Here is a 17955-nt window from a genome sequence, read left to right as displayed (position 1 = left end):
AAGGGCCAATGTCGTTTTAGCTAACTTCAGCCTCTATATAAACAGTGCGCCAACGCACAGATAAGCGTTAACCCGGCCTCTATAATTAAAAATAATGTTGGCGAAGGCGCTTTGTCGGGTATTAGCTTATTGGCTCATCCGCAGGATGTCGCCATTAGCAGGAATTTATTGATAGATACGGTTTGTCTGCGTTAAACTCATGCTATATCAGCGGGAGGTAATATGGAAAATAAGGCCACTCAACCAGCCAACGCCGGGGTGATTGTCGCGGTGCGCGGCAGTGTCGTGGATATGCGCTTTGACAAACAGTTACCCGCCATCTATACCCTCTTGCGCACCGGCACTGCTGCCCAACCGGTCTTGCTTGAAGTGCTGGCGCAACGGGATGCGCAACATGTGCGGGGCATTGCCTTAACGCCGACCCAAGGTTTGGCCCGTGGCATGGCAGTACTGGATACGGGTGGGCCTTTGCAAGCCCCGGTCGGCAAAGCCTTGCTGTCACGCATGTTAGATGTGTTCGGCAATGCCATTGACCGCCAAGGCGACTTGGCGGCGGTGCAATGGCGTTCTGTACACAATGCGCCGCCGCCCTTGGCGCGGCGTTCCACCCAAGCGGAAATTTTCGTTACTGGCATTAAGGTCATTGATGTGCTGATGCCTTTGGAGCGGGGCGGCAAAGCCGGGCTGTTTGGTGGGGCAGGGGTGGGCAAGACCGTTTTGCTCACCGAAATGATCCATAATATGATCGGCCACCAAGAAGGTGTGAGTATTTTTTGCGGTATCGGCGAACGCTGCCGCGAAGGTGAAGAGCTGTACCGCGACATGCAAGCCGCTGGGGTGTTGCCGAACATGGCGATGATTTTCGGACAAATGAACGAACCGCCCGGTGCCCGTTTCCGGGTCGGCCATGCCGCCCTGACCATGGCGGAATATTTCCGCGACGACGAACACCGCGACGTATTGCTGTTAATCGACAATATCTTCCGCTTTATCCAAGCAGGTATGGAAGTGTCCGGCCTGATGGGGCAGATGCCATCCCGGCTGGGCTATCAGCCGACCCTGAGTACCGAGCTGGCCGGGCTGGAAGAACGCATCGCCAACACCGATACTGGGGCGATTACCTCAATCCAGGCCGTCTATGTCCCTGCCGATGATTTTACCGATCCGGCGGCAGTGCATACCTTCGCGCATTTGTCCGCGTCCATTGTCCTGTCACGCAAACGGGCGGGCGAAGGGCTGTTCCCGGCGATTGACCCGCTGCAATCCAGCTCTAAAATGGCGACACCGGGTATTGTCGGCGAACGCCATTACCGTTTGGCGCAAGACATCCGCCGGACGCTCGCACAATATGAAGAACTTAAAGACATAATTGCCATGCTCGGCCTTGAGCAGTTATCGCCAGAAGACCGTAATGTGGTCGCCCGCGCCCGCCGCTTGGAGCGTTTCCTTACCCAGCCGTTTTTTACCACCGAACAGTTCACCGGCCTACAAGGTAAGCTGGTCAGCTTGGAAGAGGCATTGGACGGCTGTGAGCGGATTCTCCATGATGAATTCAAAGATTACCCCGAAAGCGCCTTGTATATGATCGGCGCGATAGGCGAAGCGAAGCCCCCAACTCCCGCCCAAGCCGCCGCAACCCCAACGCCAGTGAGTACCGTCCATGCTGATGTCGCTTAAGGTGCTGCTGCCTTTCCAAGTGTTTACCGAAACGGGCGGCGTGTCGCGCATTGTCGCCGAAACCCACCAAGGTTCATTTGGCTTGCTGCCGCACCGCCTCGATTGCGTGGCTGCCCTGCCGCCCGGCATTTTAGTTTATGAAACCGACGCGGGGGAGGCGTTTCTGGCGGTCGATGAAGGCGTGTTGGTCAAAACGGGCTTAGAAGTCTTGGTGTCGGTGCGCCGTGCGATAGCGGGTAAAGATTTGGCGCGTTTGCGTGACTTGGTCGAACAAGAGTTTTTGACCCTGGACGAACAGGCGCAAAATGTGCGTTCGGTGATGGCAAAATTGGAAAGCGGCATTATCCGCCGTTTAGTGGGGTTCCATCATGGCTAAACCAACACCGCCTAAAGGCGGTAACATCCCGACCCCGCTCGGCCAAACTATCGGCGCAAAAGCGGCGCGTAAACTCAAGGCGCGGCGGCAACGCAAGCAAGGTGTTTGGGTGGGGCTGGGAATGATGGGTCTGGTCGGTTGGTCGGTGGTGGTGCCGACGCTGTTAGGTGCGGCCTTAGGGATATGGCTGGACAAACATTACCCCAGTAGCCACTCTTGGACGTTGGCGCTGCTGATGGCAGGGTTGGTGCTTGGCTGCGTTAACGCGTGGGTTTGGGTGGATAAAGAAGATAAAGCCATGCACGAAGCACAGGAGGAAGAGGAAGATGATGAATGACATAACGCTAGGCTTACTGGCTTGGTTGGCAGGCATACTGCTCGGTGCGGTGTTTTTTGGCGGGCTGTGGTGGACGGTGCGCAAGGCGGTGGCCGCCAAACAGCCCGCTCTGTGGTTTCTGGTCAGCTTACTGTTGCGTACCGGGATCACCCTAACGGGCTTTTACTGGGTTGCGGGCGACGCTTGGCAACGGCTGGTGTTGTGCCTGCTGGGCTTTGTCATGATGCGGGTGTTGGTCGTCCGGCTCAGCCAAGCCAAAGGCTTAACTACGGAGGCCTGCCATGCACCTGAGTCCTGATGAGATCATCTTTTGGCAATACGGCTTTGTCAAACTCAACGCCACCATTGTGTATACTTGGGGGTTGTTGCTGGTGCTGACGGTCGGCGCAAAGCTGATTACCTGTCAGTTGTCCACATCCTTGCAACGCTCGCGCTGGCAGAATTTTTTAGAAATCATTGTCACCGGAATCGTGCAACAAATTGCCGAAGTGGGTTTACGCCACCCCAAAAACTATCTCGGTTTTCTCGGCACTTTGTTCCTGTTCATCGCCGCCGCCAACCTGTGCACCGTTATTCCCGGCTATGAACCGCCGACCGGGTCGCTGTCGACCACCGTGGCGCTGGCCTTATGTGTGTTTGTCGCCGTACCGTGGTTCGGTATCGAAAACCAAGGCTTGCGCGGCTACCTGAAGACGTTCCTTGAGCCGACCTGGATTATGCTGCCCTTTAATATAATCAGCGAACTTTCCCGCACCTTAGCGCTGGCCGTCCGGCTGTTCGGCAATATGATGAGCGGGGCGATGATTATCGCTATTTTGCTGACCATCACGCCGTTCCTGTTTCCGATTGTCATGACCTTACTGGGCTTGCTTACGGGTATGGTGCAGGCGTATATTTTTAGCATTCTGGCGGCGGTTTATATCGCCGCCGCGCTGGGCGACCGCAAACGCAAGACTCCATCGCCCCCCTTGCCAGCCGCCAAAACTTGAAACTACCACGAACTACGGGACATAAACTATGGATAACACCACCCTCATTGCAATGGCCTCTATCATTACCGCTGGTATGACCACCAGTTTCGGTTGTCTGGGGCCGGCCTTGGCGGAAGGAAAAGCGGTTTCGACTGCGCTTACCTCACTGGCCCAACAGCCCGATGCCTCCGCTACCATTACCCGCACTTTGTTTGTCGGTCTGGCGATGATTGAATCCACCGCCATTTACTGTTTTGTGGTGTCCATGATCCTTATTTTTGCCAACCCGTTTTGGAATCATGTCATCGCCCAAACCGTGGGAAAATAAGCCATGTTGATCGATTGGTTCACTGTCGGTGCCCAAACCCTTAATTTTTTGCTTCTGGTGGGGTTGATGAAACGGTTTTTATACCGCCCTATTCTCCAGGCAATTGACGAGCGGGAAAAACGTATTGCGGCGGAACTGAGCGCAGCAGCCGCCAAGATGGCGCAAGCCCAACAGCAGTACGACGAGTTCCAGCACAACAATCAAGTATTCGGCCAAGAACGCGCCCAACGGTTACAGCAGGCCGTGGCCGATGCCGAAGCCGAACGGCAACGGCTGATGACGGCGGCGCGGCAGGCGGCGGATACCTTAAGCGCCCAACGTCTGGAGAGTTTGCGTAGCGAAGCCCAAAACCTGCATCAGGCGATCCGCCAACGTACCCAGCAGGAAGTCTTTGCCATTGCCCGCAAAACCTTGGCGGATCTGGCCGAAACGGGTTTGGAAGAACGCTTGGGCGAGTTGTTTATACGCCGCCTCCGCGCCTTAGAGGGGCAAGATAAGGCCGTGCTGGCGCAAGCCTGCCAAAGCGCCGCCGAACCTGCACTGCTACGCAGTGCGGTGGCATTGCCGGAGGCGCAACGTGTGGCGCTCCAACAGGCGGTCAACGAAACCTTTTCGGCACAAGTCCCCCTCCAGTTTGTCACCGCCCCGGACTTGGTCAGCGGCCTTGAGCTGAGCGTCAATGGCCAAAAAGTGGCGTGGAGCATTGACGATTATCTGACCTCACTGGAACAGGCCGTTGCGGCGCTGCTGCCTAACGCCGACGCACCTGAAACTCAGCCCCAACCCAACGCCAATGAACAGGGAAGCTAACCTGGAAGCGGTTTTTACCGCCGCCTTTGCCGAACTCAGCCAAGTCCGGGAAACCTTCACGCCGCAACTGCGCTTGCGCGAGGTCGGGACGCTGACTAGCGTCGCCACTGGCATCGCTAAAGTGTCAGGGTTGCCGGGAGTCGGTTTTGAAGAGCTGGTCCAATTCCCCGGCGATGTCTTTGGCATTGCGTTTAACATTGATGAGGATGAAGTCGGTGTCGTGTTGCTCGGTGAGCATTGGCAATTACGCGCAGGTGATGAAGTCACCCGCACCGGGCGGGTAATGGACGTAGGCGTAGGCGACGGCTTGTTAGGCCGCGTCATCGACCCGCTCGGACGGCCTCTCGACGGTAACGGCCCTGTACACACCACGGCGCGGCTCCCCGTCGAACGCCCTGCCGTCGCCATTATGGACAGATCGCCCGTCAATGTGCCGCTACAGACTGGCATTAAAGTCATCGACGCGCTGATCCCTATCGGGCGCGGCCAACGCGAGTTGATTTTGGGCGATCGGCAAACCGGCAAAACGGCATTGGCTATCGACACCATCCTTAACCAACGCGACCAAAATGTGCTTTGTGTTTATTGCGCGATAGGCCAGCGGGCTTCCGCCGTGGCGAAAACCGTGGCGGTGTTGCGCGAGCAAGGGGCTTTGGCCTACACGGTAGTCGTGGTGACCGAAGGCAATAACCCGCCGGGGCTTACCTATATCGCACCTTATGCCGCCACCAGCATTGCCGAGCATTTCATGGAACAAGGCCGTGACGTGCTGATTGTGTATGACGACTTGACCCAACATGCCCGCGCTTATCGGGAACTGTCCCTGTTGCTGCGCCGCCCGCCGGGCCGGGAAGCGTTCCCTGGCGACATTTTTTACATCCATTCCCGTTTGCTGGAGCGGGCGACCCATTTGGGCGCGGCATTGGGCGGCGGTTCGCTGACCGCCTTGCCCATCACCGAAACGGAAGCGCAAAACATGTCCGCCTATATTCCGACTAACCTGATTTCGATCACCGACGGGCAAATTTATTTGTCGCCGTCGCTGTTTGAATTGGGCGTATTACCTGCCGTTGACATCGGCAAATCGGTGTCGCGGGTCGGCGGTAAAGCGCAATGGGCCAGCTTTCGGGCGGCGGCGGGCGACCTTAAGCTGGCTTACGCACAATTCGAGGAGTTAGAAACCTTTGCCCGTTTCGGTGCCCGTCTTGACGACCACACCCGCAAAACCCTTGACCACGGGCGGCGCATCCGTGCTTGCCTTAAGCAACCTGAATTCGCCCCGGTCTCCGTACCCGCGCAAATCCTCATTTTGTTAGCGCTGACCGCCGACCTTTTCGATGCCGTGCCGCTTGAGCAAATGCCCGCCGCCGAACAAGCCGTACAGGCAGCGGCGGCAAACATTCCGGCGGAAATCTGTACACGTTTTGCCAATGCCGATAAGCTCAGCGATGAAGACCGCAAGCGGTTACTGGATATTGCCCGCCTGGCCCTGACCCGTTTCCAGCCCCCAGCTGAGACGGGCAAGGACAAAACGCCATGAGCGATAGCCCGGCCAGCTTGCGCCGGAAAATCAGCAGCGCCGAAGACCTGCAATCGGTAGTCCGCACCATGAAAGCCTTGGCGGCCTCCAGCGTCGGGCAATATGAAAATTCGGTACGCGCCTTGCAGGATTACACCCGCACTATTGAGTTGGGTTTAGGGGCGTGTTTTCGTGCCAGCCCGCCGGGCATTCCGGCGGCGGCTGAGGCACAACCCAACGACAAGGGCTTATTTGGGGTGATTGTGTTTGGCTCCGACCAAGGTTTGGTCGGGCAGTTTAATGATGTGATCGCCGATTACACCCTAGCCGCACTCGCGGCATTGCCCGGCCAAGCCCATGTCTGGGCAGTCGGCGAACGTGTCCATGACCGTTTGGCGGCGGCAGGTTTGCCGCCGTTAGGGCTGTTCAGTGTGCCGAATTCGGTCAAAGCTATCGCGCCGCTGGTCGGGCAGATTCAAATCGACAGCGAAACCCACCGCGCCAAAGCCGGCTATACCCGGCTGTATGTCTTCCATAACCGCCCGCAAAGCGGTTCGCTGTATGAACCGGCCAGCCAACGCCTGCTGCCCCTGGATTCAGAATGGCAACAAGGCTTGGCGGACATTCCTTGGCCGACCAAAAACCTGCCCGAAACCTTATGCGGCGGCACGGCCACATTACGCGCCTTAATCCGCGAATATCTGTTTATTTCGCTGTTCCGCGCCTGCGCCGAATCCCTGGCCAGCGAAAACGCCAGCCGCTTGGCGGCGATGGAACGCGCCGATAAAAACATCGACGGCCTGCTGGAAAATTTGCACAGTACCTTCCACCGCCTGCGCCAGAGCGCGATTGACGAAGAATTATTTGATGTCATCGCCGGTTACGAGTCATTGGCGAAATGACTGGGCGAAATAAACGCTAAGTACCACCCGGCTTGCCTCCCCTGACAGCCATCAAGGCATGTTAACGCTCCCTCACCGCCCATCCGATACTTATGGCTCACCTTAATTTTACTGAACAACGCCAAACCGCCGTTGCGGGGCTGAAACTCTTATTACGCATTAGCTTGCGCGAATTCAACGAAGGCGGCCTTAAGTTTCGGGCAATGAGCTTGGTGTATACCAGCTTACTCGCGCTCGCGCCCTTGCTGGCGGTGAGTTTTTCCATCCTTAAGGCCTTTGGCGTACATAACCAAATCCAGGCGTTATTGACCGAATTGCTGGCACCGCTAAGGGGCAATGCTCAGGAAGTGACCGATAAAATCATCACCTTTGTCGATAATATCCAAGTCGGTGTCCTCGGCTTCGTCGGTTTTCTGACGCTGTTTTACACAGCGGTATCTTTACTGGAGCAAGTGGAGGAGTGCTTTAACCATATTTGGCGGGTCGCCAAGCCGCGCTCTTTATACCGCCGTTTCAGCGATTATCTCAGTGTTATCATGATAGGGCCGGTACTGCTGTTTTCCGGCCTAGGCATTGCCGCTTCCATGACCAGCACCGCCTTAGTGCAACGCCTGATCGCGTTAGAACCGTTCGGCACGGTGTATTATCTGGCGGGGCTAATCCTGCCTTATGTGCTGATGATTGCCGCCTTCACCTTTGTCTATGCGTTTATTCCCAATACCCCGGTCAAACTGCGCCCGGCCTTGATCGGCGGGGTGTGTGCAGGCTTGGTCTGGAAAGCGACGGGCTTTATCTTCGCGGTTTTTATTGTCGACTCCGCCCAATACAGCGCCATTTATTCCGGTTTTGCGGTCATTTTGGTGGCTATGATTTGGCTGTACCTCAGTTGGCTGATCTTATTGCTGGGCGGCGTGATGACGTTTTATATCCAGTTTCCGCATTATCTGAGCTATGCCAGCCGTAGCCCACGCCTGAGCATCCGCTCCCAAGAACAGCTGGGTTTGCTGCTGATGCATCTGATCGGGCGGCAATATCTGCAAGGCGGGGCGGCCTGCACCTTGCAAAGCCTCTCAGAGACAATAAACATGCCGTGGGAGCCGGTCGCCGCCTTATTGGCTTGCCTGCAACAGCACGGCCTGGTCGTGGTTATTGACGGCGACACCAAAACCTATAGGCCGGCACACGATACCGACACCATTTTATTGCGCGATATTATCCGGGCAATACGCAGCGACGGCGATCAGCCCGCCCTACAGGCAACCGATAGCCTGCAAGCGTTGTTTAGCGAGTTGGATGGCAGTATCGGCGCCGTGTTGCAAGAACGTAATTTACGCGAGCTGGTCACCGCAAAAATAGCGGCCCTTCCCACCACACCGACCTAAGGGGATAGCCGCACTTGCCGGGAGGATGCAGCAGATGTCCGCCTGAATCAAGACCCGGAGCGGTCATTTTTTAGCAGCCAAACGTTTTCTTGTGCCGCACATTGGCCTTTCAGCCCCCCGGCAACGGCTGTGCTTGCTATAAGGGTCAACTCATAAGCGGCATTATAATGCCGCTGTACTTCCTCATTACTGACTGAAAAAGGCGGGCCCGCCAGCACGTTTTGGTCGTACTCATAGCAAATGAGCAACTGCGGCGCTGTAGCGGTTATCGCCATTAAATGTGCGGTGTATCGGTTGCGTACCGCTTCCGGGAGGGCGACCAACGCCGCCCGGTCATAAATGGCATCGGCCACGCCCAGCAACTCGCCAGACAAGTCAAATATATCACCTACGAATATGTCGATATTTTCGGCGCTGTAGCGCTCTAGCTTGCCCAGTGCGGATATTTTCGGCGCCACCCCCAATGTAGAAAATAATTGCCCAATGGCAATTTTGCTCAATTCAGCACCGACAACACGATAGCCATTGGCCAGTAGCCAAGGAATATCAAGGGTCTTACCGCACAAAGGCAAAAAGACACGGCTACCCTTGGTTAGGGAAAGTGCCTTAAAATAGTTTACCAAAAGCGGATTAGTGGTACTTTGGTGAAAGGCAATGTCATTATTTTCCCACTTTTGCTGCCAAAACGCTGTATCCACGATCAATGTCTCCCATGAGGTTTACTTTAGCTATAACGCCGTTTTCTGGCGGCTACCGAAATACTGTGTGCTATCGGCCATGCCAATCAACGTTTCCTGGCTGATTTTATAGGTATTGCTAGCCCATTACCACCCGAACCTCATGTATTTGCCCGTCATCCTGTAAGGTAATGCCACCTGCCGTTTGGCGTTTGCCATCCATTTCCAACAATGTCACGCCACGCATAACGCCGTTAGGATTTTCCACCGTGATCTGGTAACGGCTGGTTTCATGCTGATACACCAGGCTGTAAGTGCGCCAGGCTTTAGGGATACAAGGGTTAAAAATTAAGGTACCGGCACGGACTTGCAGGCCTAAGACATTTTCCAAGCCGGCGCGGTAATACCAACCTGCCGCCCCGGTATACCACGTCCAACCACCCCGGCGGCTATGCGGCGGTTCGGCATAAATATCCGCCGCCAACACAAAAGGCTCGACCTTGTAGGCATAAACGCCAGTACGGGTGGCGGTGCGTCTGATAGGGTTGAGCATCCGTAACAATTCGGCGGCTTGGTCGCCGTCTCCGAGCATAGCGTAGGCGATCACCGACCAGACTGCCGCATGGGTATATTGGCCACCGTTCTCACGCACCCCCGGCGGATAGCTTTTGATATAGCCAGGGTCGTGTTCAGTTTTGTCGAAAGGCGGCGTGAACAGTAACAGCAATTCTTCACCGTCGCGCACCAGATATTCCTGGACGGAATTCATCGCCCGGCGGGCGCGTGCGTCATCGGCCACGCCGGACAGCACCGCCCAACTTTGTGCGATGGAATCAATCCGGCATTCGGCATTGGCGGCGGAACCTAATGGCGTGCCGTCATCAAAATACGCCCGCCGATACCAGGCGCCGTCCCATGCTTCGGCTTCTACGGCGGCTTTTAATTGCCCAGCGTGTGCCAACCAACGGCTGCTGCGCTCGGTGTCGCCCCGCGCCTGCGCCACGGTGGCGAATTCGTTGAGGGTGGCGATTAAAAACCACGCCAGCCACACGCTTTCGCCCTTGCCCTGCTCGCCGACGCGGTTCATGCCGTCATTCCAATCGCCGCTGCCCATTAACGGCAGGCCATGTACCCCCGTCGCCAAGCTGATATCCAGGGCGCGGGCGCAGTGTTCAAATAAACTGGCTTGTTGCGTAGAGAGTGCGGGTTGGAAATAGGCATCTTCTTGTTCAGGTTTCAGCAACTCGCCTTCCAGAAAGGGCAGAGCCTCATCCAGCACCGCCGTGTCACCGCTGACTTTCATATAGTGTGCGGCCACATAAGGCAACCAGATCCGGTCATCGGAAAAGTGGGTGCGTACCCCCCGGCCTGTCGGCGGATGCCACCAATGTTGGACATCGCCTTCAGCAAATTGCCGTGCCGCCGCGCGGAGCAGATGGGCACGGGTCAAATCTGGCCGCGCCACGGCCAAGGCCATGCTGTCTTGGAGTTGGTCGCGGAAACCATAAGCCCCACCGACTTGATAGAAGCCTGCCCGCGCCCACATCCGGCAGCTCAGGGTTTGATACAGCAACCAGCGGTTTAACAGAATATCCAATTCGCGGTCCGGGGTTTTCACCTGGACTTTACCCAAGACTTTTTCCCAGGTTTGGCTCACTTGCGCCAAGGTATCGGCAACGGGTATGGCACGGTAACGCCGTATCAGCTCGCTGGCTTGGCTGCGGTCTTGGCCTTGCCCTAACAGAAAAATAACTTCTGTACGCCCGTTAGGGGTGAGTTCAATCAAAGTTTGCAAGGCGGCGCAAGGGTCTAGCCCTGCCCCAACGCGATTTTTGAGCGGCTTGGCACCCAGCAACCCGGCGGGAGTGTCCAAACTGCCGTTGCGGCCAATAAACTCGGCGCGGTTGGCCGTCCAATTCGCCTGCACGCCTCCCAGATCGGCAAAGGCGATGTGTTCGCCCCATTCGGCATCCCAGGCGTTATAAGCAAATACGGCTCCGGTAAGCGGATCCCGTTCGGTGATGATGTGCGGCGCGGTGACGCTGCGTGACGCGCCCAATACCCATTCGATATAGGCCGTCACCGACAGTTTGCGCGGGCGGCCAGAGACGTTGGTCAGGGTTAAGGCGGAGATTTTGATAGGGTCATCAGGGCTGACCAATTGCAGCAATTCGCTATGGATACCGTGCGAAACATGCTCAAAACGGCTATAACCTTGGCCGTGCCGGATCACATAACTGGCATTGTCCACCCGAATCGGCAAGGCGGTCGGGCTCCATAACTCGCCAGTCTCCTCATCACGGATATAAAACGCTTCGCCGGGCGGGTCGCTGACCGGGTCGTTAGACCATGGGGTCAATTGGTTTTCACGGCTATTGCCCGACCAAGTGCAACCACTGCCCAGTTCCGACACAGTAAAGCCAAATCCGGCATTGGCGATGACGTTAAGCCACGGGGCGGGTGTCCACTGGCCATTATCTAAGACAATGACATACTCGCGCCCGTCTTCGGCAAAGCCCCCCAAGCCATTGAAAAACTCCAGCGGCGGCAAAGCCAAGGCGGGTGCGGGGCGACGGGGGCCGGGCAGAGCTTTCGGGGCGGCGAAAGCGGAGTTGGGGCGCGGCCGCCTTAATAATTGTTCCGCCAAGGTGCCACGGCTACTGACCAGCACCACGCGGGCGGCGGTCAGCAACAGCCCCCGTTCTTCTAACGGCAGTTGGTCGCCGCGCATGACGAAAATAGCGCCTTGGTTTTCCGGTTCCTGATGCGTTGACAGGGCCAGGCTTTCGCGTACCATGCTTTCCAGTAAGGCTTGCAAATCTTCAACATAGGACGATTCCTTTTCGTTCAGCACCACCAAATCGACCGCCAGCCCTTTCATACGCCAATATTCATGGGCGCGGAGCAATTGTTCAACAATGCCCCGGTCTTCATGGTCGGTCACCCGCAACAGGATAATCGGGCGGTCGCCGGAAATGCCGTAACGCCATAAGCCAGTGACATTCAAGGTGTTCATCTGCATCAGCTTACTGCTGGAGCGCAACGACGGGTCGGCAAACAGCAGGCGGTTGGCCAAATCCTGGAACAATTGCGCCTCATCGGGTTTGGTGCGTAAATGATGCAGTTGGATGTGCGCATGTGTCCACGCCAAGGACGAGACCCGCTCAAATGCCGCGACATTGTGGTATTTGTCGGCCAAATTTTCCGCTTCTAGGCGGGTGCCGGCAATCAAAGTGGTGAACGTGGCATGTTCGGTTGTGCCGGGGGCGATACGCAAGCGGGTACGCAAACTGAAAATCGGGTCTAGCACCGCCCCGACCGTGTTGCTGAGCGGCCTGCCGTCCATCACCGCAATCGGTTCACGCAGGGTTTGGCCACGGCCAATAAAGCGGGCGCGGTCGGTTTCATATTGAAAGCCTTGGCCATTTTGCCGGCCCGCCAACACATGCGCCGCCCATAACACCGGCCCTGTGCTGGTGCGGGGGCGGCGGTAGGCGAGCAGCCCGTGGGCTTGCGGCAAATGTTCGGTATGGATGAACAAATTGGCGAAGGCCGGATGGGCAATATCGGTCGGCATGGCGGCCAGGACAATCTCGGCGTAAGAGGTGATTTCAATCTCGCGGGTGCGCGGGCCTTTATTGGTCACGCTCAGGCGGCGAATTTCGGCATCGTCTTCCGGCGAGACGACAATCTCTAAGGTGCTGATAATATCGCCATCGGTGCGGATCAAGCGCACCCGGTCTTCGGCAAATAACACCTCATAAGTATCGGGCTGTGCGACGGTGGGTTGGTAACCTGCCGACCACACTTGGCCGGTGCCGACATCGCGCAGATAAATATAACTGCCCCAACTGTCGCGGGTGACATCTTCACGCCAGCGTGTCACCGCCAGATTGCGCCACGCGCTATAACCCGAACCGGCGGCGGTGACCATCACCGCATAACGGCCATTCGACAACAAATGCGCGGAAGGCACATGCGAAGTCGGTGACGGTACGCGCCGCACCGGCGGTTGCACCGAATCTTTGACGGCGGCCAAACCTTGTAAAACCGGCAAGCTGTTGGTGTCGGCGCCGCGCGGAATCCGTTCTTGCAATAACAGGTCAGCGGCTTGGATCAATGGTGCCCGGTGGAAACGGTGGCGCATCAGCCCGTCATGGACGGCATTGGCGAAAGCCACCAGCGACATGCCTTGATGGTGCGCCATATAACAGCGCACCACCGCGAATTTTTGCCCTTCCGCGAGACGGCTGGGCGTGAAATCTAAGGCTTCATAAAAACCGTACCGCCCCAACGCCCCGACGTTTTCCAAGCGGGTGAAATTTTCCACGGCGGCATGGGGTAGATACATGGCCGCCAAGGCGGTGGCGTAAGGGGAAATGACCAAGTCATCATCCAAGCCGCGTTTCATGCCCAAATCCGGCACCCCAAACGCGCAATATTGATAAGTGAATTGCAAGTCACGGCTATTAAAGGCCGATTCGGACACCCCCCACGGCACATTACATTCCTTACCGTATTCAATCTGGCGCATGACGACTAAGCGGCAGGTTTGGTCGAGCAAGCTGTAGCGTGGCGTAAAGGTTACCAAAGACGGCATCAGGTATTCAAACATCGACCCCGACCACGACAACAACACCGTACCTTTGGCGGCGCGGGTCACCCTGCGCCCTAAATGGAACCAATGCGTACCCGGCACATCGCGCTTGGCAATGGCGATAAAACTGGCCAGCCGGGCTTCGGAAGCCAGCAGATCGTAATAACTGGGGTCTAAGATGCCTTCGGTGACGCGGTAGCCAATGGAAAATAACTGGCATTCCGGGTCATACAGAAAGCTAAAATCCATATCATAAAACAGCTTATCTGCCTGCATGACCAAGGCAGCCAAACGTCGGGTAAGGCTGTCGGTTTGGTCTCTGGCTTGCCCTAACAGCACGGCCAACGCATGGGCATCCGCCGATTTTGGCTCTAGGCCATTTAGCTCGGCCAAGACTTGGCTATACAAAGCCGCTAAGCCGTTAAGCGGTGTATCCAAGGTCAAATACGGCGTTTGCGTCACCGTACTGCCGATAAAACGTCCTGAGCCGGGCAGCCATGGCAACAACGTGCGCATATCCAAGACATGGGAACGGGTATCGTTGCGTAACAACTTAGCCCAAACCAACACTTCATTGTCCGCTATTTCACCGCGTTCAGCGGCATAAGCCCTAGCCAAGTCGTGCAGGGTTTCGGTGCTTAAGGTCAATTGCCGCCACAGGGAACCCCACGCCTCGGTATCGGTGGGGCGGCTGGCCAACAGATCGCCGATGCTCAGGCTTTTTTGCTGCAATTCCTTAAACGTTACGGTCAATGTCCGTTTATCATCGGTCATCTGGGCGAGGGCCGCCAGTAACAACTGCTGGGTGTCCGCCAGCCCCAGCAAGGCATTGGCCGGCGCTAATGGAGGGCTGGCCAAAAACTCTTGGCAGGTTTCCGATAAGGCCAACAAATGCCCCGCCAGATTGCCGCTGTCTACGGTCGACAGGTAGCTAGGTTCCAACACCTGTAAGCTTTGGGTGTCATACCAATTGTAAAAATGCCCGTGCAAACGCGGCAGGGCGCTCAAAGTTGCTAAGGTCGCTTCCAGACGCTGGACGGTGTCGGTCAGGCCTAGCCAGCCGAAATCGCGGGCGGCCACCACCGACAGCAAATACAAACCAAAATTGGTCGGTGAACTGCGGTGCGCGATCACGGGTTCCGGGTCTTCCTGAAAATTATCCGGCGGCAGGTGGTTCTCCTCTGCTGTGACAAAGGTCGTGAAAAACCGCCAAATCCGTCGGCCTATCAAGCGCAGTTGGGCGCTATCGGCGGCTAATAAGGCTTCGGCGTTATCCAAATGGGGCGGCAGGCTCAAGGCGCGGGCGGCGATAGGTGCCAGCCACCATAACAGTAAAAACGGCGCGGCTATGCCCATGCCGGCAGGATTAAACACCAGCACCACGGTCGCCGCCGTACCGACGACGATGGACGAACCAACGAGCGGGCGGATAAGTTTTTTCAGGGTATGGCCGGACGCGTTTTTGGCCTGTAAGGCCGTGACCCATTTCAGCAATTGGCGGCGGGTGATAAACAGCCGGATCAGGGTGCAGCCTATCGCGTCCAACATCCGCCAAGCGTGTTGGGCCAGTAAGGTCAAGGCGACAATACTGTTGACGATCGCCAAAAGGATATTTTCCACCGCCACCCGGACATGGGTCAGTAAGGTAATGCCGCGCCGGGGTAAGCTGCATTCGCTGGTGATGGCTAAAATGGCCGGAAACGCCAAGGCCGTCAGGACAAAGCCCAGCAATACCGCCAGCGGGGCGTTCGGTATCGCCCAGATGGTGACCAAGGCGCAAAAAGTGCCGGGTGCGGACAGCGAGCGGCGCAAATTATCGAGCATTTTCCAGCGGCCAATGATCGGCATCCCCTTACCGCCACGGCCAAAAATCCACGGCAATAACTGCCAATCGCCCCGTGCCCAGCGATGCTCCCGCGATGCCGCAACCTCAGTATGGGATGGGAATTCTTCAAAAAATTCAATATCACTGACCAAGGCGCAACGGGCGAACACGCTCTCGAACAAATCATGGCTGAGCTGGGTGTTATCGGGCACCCGCCCTGCCAAGGCGGCCTCAAAACTATCGACATGGTACAGGCCTTTGCCGCTGTAGGTGCTCAGGGCAAACAAATCTTGATACACTTCAGACACGGAACTGGCGTAAGCGTCAGTCCCCGATGTGCCGGCAAAAATTTGGTGGAACATCGAATGTTCTTGCCGCAGCGGCAAGGTGGGGGTAACGCGCGGCTGGAGGATACTGTAGCCGTCCACCACCTGCTGGCAAGCCGCGTCAAACACCGGTTGGTTCAGCGGATGAGCGGCGACCCCGACCAATTGGCTGACCACCCCCATCGGCAATTTGGTGTCGGCATCCAAGGTAATGACATAGCACACCCCGGACGGCGTGGCGGCGGCGTGGCCGTCAATCGGCAAAAAACTGGTGTCAGTCGCGCCCCGCAACAAGCGGTTAAATTCATGCAGCTTGCCGCGCTTACGTTCCCAGCCCATCCACTTGCCTTCGCTGGCATTCCACAGCCGTCGGCGATGGAAGACAAAAAACCGTTCCCCGCCGTATTTGGCGTTGAGCGCGGCTACCGCCGCCAAGGCGCAGGCCAGCAAGCTTGCATCATTCGGCAACATTTCGGTATCGGCATCGCAACCGTCCGATAACAAGGCAAAAAACACCCGCCCTTCGGGATTCGCCAAATACCGGACTTCCATTTGTCTGACTTGGTTTAGCACCCCCGCTTCGTTAATAAACAGCGTCGGCACCACCACAAACGTACTTAACGGTTCAGGTACGCCGCCCTTAAATTCCAAACGCGGTAAATGCCGGGGCGGCAGGCCAATACTGATAAGGTGGTTGACCAAGCACACCGCCATATCGGAGGCCGGAAACACCCCAAACAGAGCCAGCAAACCCAATTGCAGGCCGCTAAGGCCCGCCGCGTAACTGAGGCTTAAAGGCAAGGCCAACACCAAGCCAGTCAATACCATCAGCCCGCCCATATAGGCCAGCCCGGCGTTGGCGATGGTGGTGCGCAAACAACGTTGCCGGAACGTGGTTTGATAACCGACGGTTTTCTCAAATTCATACCTGCCCGCACCAATCAGATAAAAGCCCGGCTCCTGTAAACGTCCGTTGCTTTGGGTCTGTTCGCTGACGCGCTGGGTTTGCGCCAGCACTTGCTGGGCGATGGCCAATTCGGTATGCGGCGAGCGCCTTGCCAAATCTTCAACGGCATGGCGGTAACGGTCACGCGTAAGAAAATCCATCGCCGTGTAGCCGGGGTGAGTGCGCAAACAGCCATCAACCAAACTAATTTCTTCGACAAACAGACTCCAATCGAAAGCCGAAATCGCCCGCATACTGGTGATGATGTTACGCACCGAAGCATTGTCGGCGATTTGGTCGGCATGTTCCAAATGCACGACATCATCAAGGCTAAGGCCTATACCCGTCAGCCACTCATTAAGAAAATCCAAGGATGGCATCGCGCCCGAATGCGGGTCATGCAAACGTTGCAGAATTTGCACCGCGTAAGATTGGCGCAGCGGCGTGGCGGGCAACACGGGCGTAGGCAACGGCGCGTCCGGCTTATCGGCCAACGCGGCGATTTGTTCGGCTTGGTCGACAAAATCATCGGCGAGCTTCCGGCCTGTTTGCGAGGACATGACCCGCACCGCCAAACGGCGCAGGTTATCGAGCAGCAACATCCGCAAAGTGATCGGTATCGCCCACAGTTCGCCCAGCGTCAACGGGTCGACCGATTGATAAGCCTTAATAAAATGCGCCAGCAGTTCAGCGGAAAAACGGCTGTCGGTATGGGCAATCAAGGCCCAGACGATACCGTAAACGCGCGGAAACCCTACCAGCATCCCATCGGCCAGTTTCGGCAATTCCAAATAATAGCTTTCCGGCAAATCGTTTTGGATGTCGCCGACCTGCTCCTCAATGATATGGAAGTTATCCAGTAACCATTCGGCGGCGGGGGTGATGGCGTGTTGCTCACGCACCGCCTTGGCGACCACCTGATAGGCTTCAAACAACACTTGGGCATTATCATGCACACGCGGAATCAGTTTTTGGCCTTGTTTTTGGCCACTGACTTTCTGCGCCTGCGCCAAACTGACCGCGTGTTGTTCCAGCCGCTCGGTGCTGAACAATTCAAAGCGTATGGGATCTTCGCCGCCCGGATGGAGGATTCTGGCACGCGGTTTTTGTGATAAGTGCTTGATCATAAATGTGCTGTTGGGGCTGTCAATGTGGTGGATACTCAACGGGGGATTGGGGCTGGCCGCCAAACCCACGCGAAATAAAAAGGCCATGTCAGTCGATGTGCCTATTGTTAAACAGGCTTAAGAAGGGGCCGTCGGTGCAAAATGACGATGCTTTC

At 56.6% G+C, this 17955-nt stretch carries 12 protein-coding genes; 10 read left to right on the top strand and 2 right to left on the bottom strand.

The genetic code is table 11. The annotated features are described in order from the left end of the window. Positions 1 to 222: 222 nt before the first annotated feature. The 10 genes from atpD to CEK71_RS14110 all read left to right on the top strand — a co-directional run bounded on the left by atpD (position 223) and on the right by CEK71_RS14110 (position 8302). Positions 223 to 1677 (top strand): F0F1 ATP synthase subunit beta, encoded by a 1455-nt coding sequence (gene atpD, locus CEK71_RS14155; protein WP_088619993.1) that lies wholly within the window; start codon positions 223 to 225, stop codon positions 1675 to 1677. Further along, positions 1661 to 2053, top strand: a complete 393-nt coding sequence (locus CEK71_RS14150; RefSeq protein WP_232463645.1) for a F0F1 ATP synthase subunit epsilon — start codon at positions 1661 to 1663, stop codon at positions 2051 to 2053. The genes atpD and CEK71_RS14150 overlap by 17 nt, the downstream gene beginning before the upstream one ends. Then, positions 2046 to 2390 (top strand): AtpZ/AtpI family protein, encoded by a 345-nt coding sequence (locus tag CEK71_RS14145; RefSeq protein WP_088619992.1) that lies wholly within the window; start codon positions 2046 to 2048, stop codon positions 2388 to 2390. The genes CEK71_RS14150 and CEK71_RS14145 overlap by 8 nt, the downstream gene beginning before the upstream one ends. After that, complete coding sequence (locus CEK71_RS14140) at positions 2380 to 2688, top strand: ATP synthase subunit I (RefSeq protein WP_232463644.1); 309 nt, start codon at positions 2380 to 2382, stop codon at positions 2686 to 2688. Before CEK71_RS14145 ends, CEK71_RS14140 begins: the two co-directional genes overlap by 11 nt. Further along, positions 2672 to 3379: a F0F1 ATP synthase subunit A gene (locus CEK71_RS14135; protein WP_088619990.1), complete on the top strand. Its 708-nt coding sequence runs from the start codon at positions 2672 to 2674 to the stop codon at positions 3377 to 3379. Before CEK71_RS14140 ends, CEK71_RS14135 begins: the two co-directional genes overlap by 17 nt. Before the next feature lie 28 nt (positions 3380 to 3407). Next, positions 3408 to 3689 carry a F0F1 ATP synthase subunit C gene (locus tag CEK71_RS14130; RefSeq protein ID WP_088619989.1) on the top strand — a complete coding sequence of 94 codons (282 nt, stop codon included), beginning with the start codon at positions 3408 to 3410 and terminating at the stop codon, positions 3687 to 3689. 3 nt (positions 3690 to 3692) lie between these two features. Beyond that, a complete protein-coding gene (locus tag CEK71_RS14125; RefSeq protein WP_088619988.1) occupies positions 3693 to 4499 on the top strand; it encodes a F0F1 ATP synthase subunit B family protein in 807 nt (268 codons plus the stop codon). Beyond that, positions 4483 to 6039 (top strand): alternate F1F0 ATPase, F1 subunit alpha, encoded by a 1557-nt coding sequence (locus tag CEK71_RS14120; RefSeq protein WP_088619987.1) that lies wholly within the window; start codon positions 4483 to 4485, stop codon positions 6037 to 6039. The genes CEK71_RS14125 and CEK71_RS14120 overlap by 17 nt, the downstream gene beginning before the upstream one ends. Next, positions 6036 to 6920 (top strand): F0F1 ATP synthase subunit gamma, encoded by an 885-nt coding sequence (locus CEK71_RS14115; RefSeq protein ID WP_088619986.1) that lies wholly within the window; start codon positions 6036 to 6038, stop codon positions 6918 to 6920. The genes CEK71_RS14120 and CEK71_RS14115 overlap by 4 nt, the downstream gene beginning before the upstream one ends. Before the next feature lie 92 nt (positions 6921 to 7012). Next, positions 7013 to 8302: a YhjD/YihY/BrkB family envelope integrity protein gene (locus CEK71_RS14110; protein WP_088619985.1), complete on the top strand. Its 1290-nt coding sequence runs from the start codon at positions 7013 to 7015 to the stop codon at positions 8300 to 8302. A 47-nt stretch (positions 8303 to 8349) separates the two neighbouring features. Here CEK71_RS14110 and tmpT read toward each other — a convergent pair whose 3' ends face one another. Both tmpT and CEK71_RS14100 read right to left on the bottom strand, forming a co-directional pair. Further along, positions 8350 to 9000, bottom strand: coding sequence for a thiopurine S-methyltransferase (gene tmpT, locus CEK71_RS14105; RefSeq protein WP_088621629.1), 651 nt, complete (start codon positions 8998 to 9000; stop codon positions 8350 to 8352). Between the two features lie 118 nt (positions 9001 to 9118). Beyond that, positions 9119 to 17800 (bottom strand): GH36-type glycosyl hydrolase domain-containing protein, encoded by an 8682-nt coding sequence (locus CEK71_RS14100; RefSeq protein WP_088621628.1) that lies wholly within the window; start codon positions 17798 to 17800, stop codon positions 9119 to 9121. Positions 17801 to 17955: the final 155 nt, after the last annotated feature.

The sequence above is a fragment of the Methylovulum psychrotolerans genome (assembly GCF_002209385.1).
Lineage (GTDB): Bacteria > Pseudomonadota > Gammaproteobacteria > Methylococcales > Methylomonadaceae > Methylovulum > Methylovulum psychrotolerans.
Note: the sequence above shows the minus strand (reverse complement) of the source record. Positions and strands in the feature narration are given on the sequence as shown.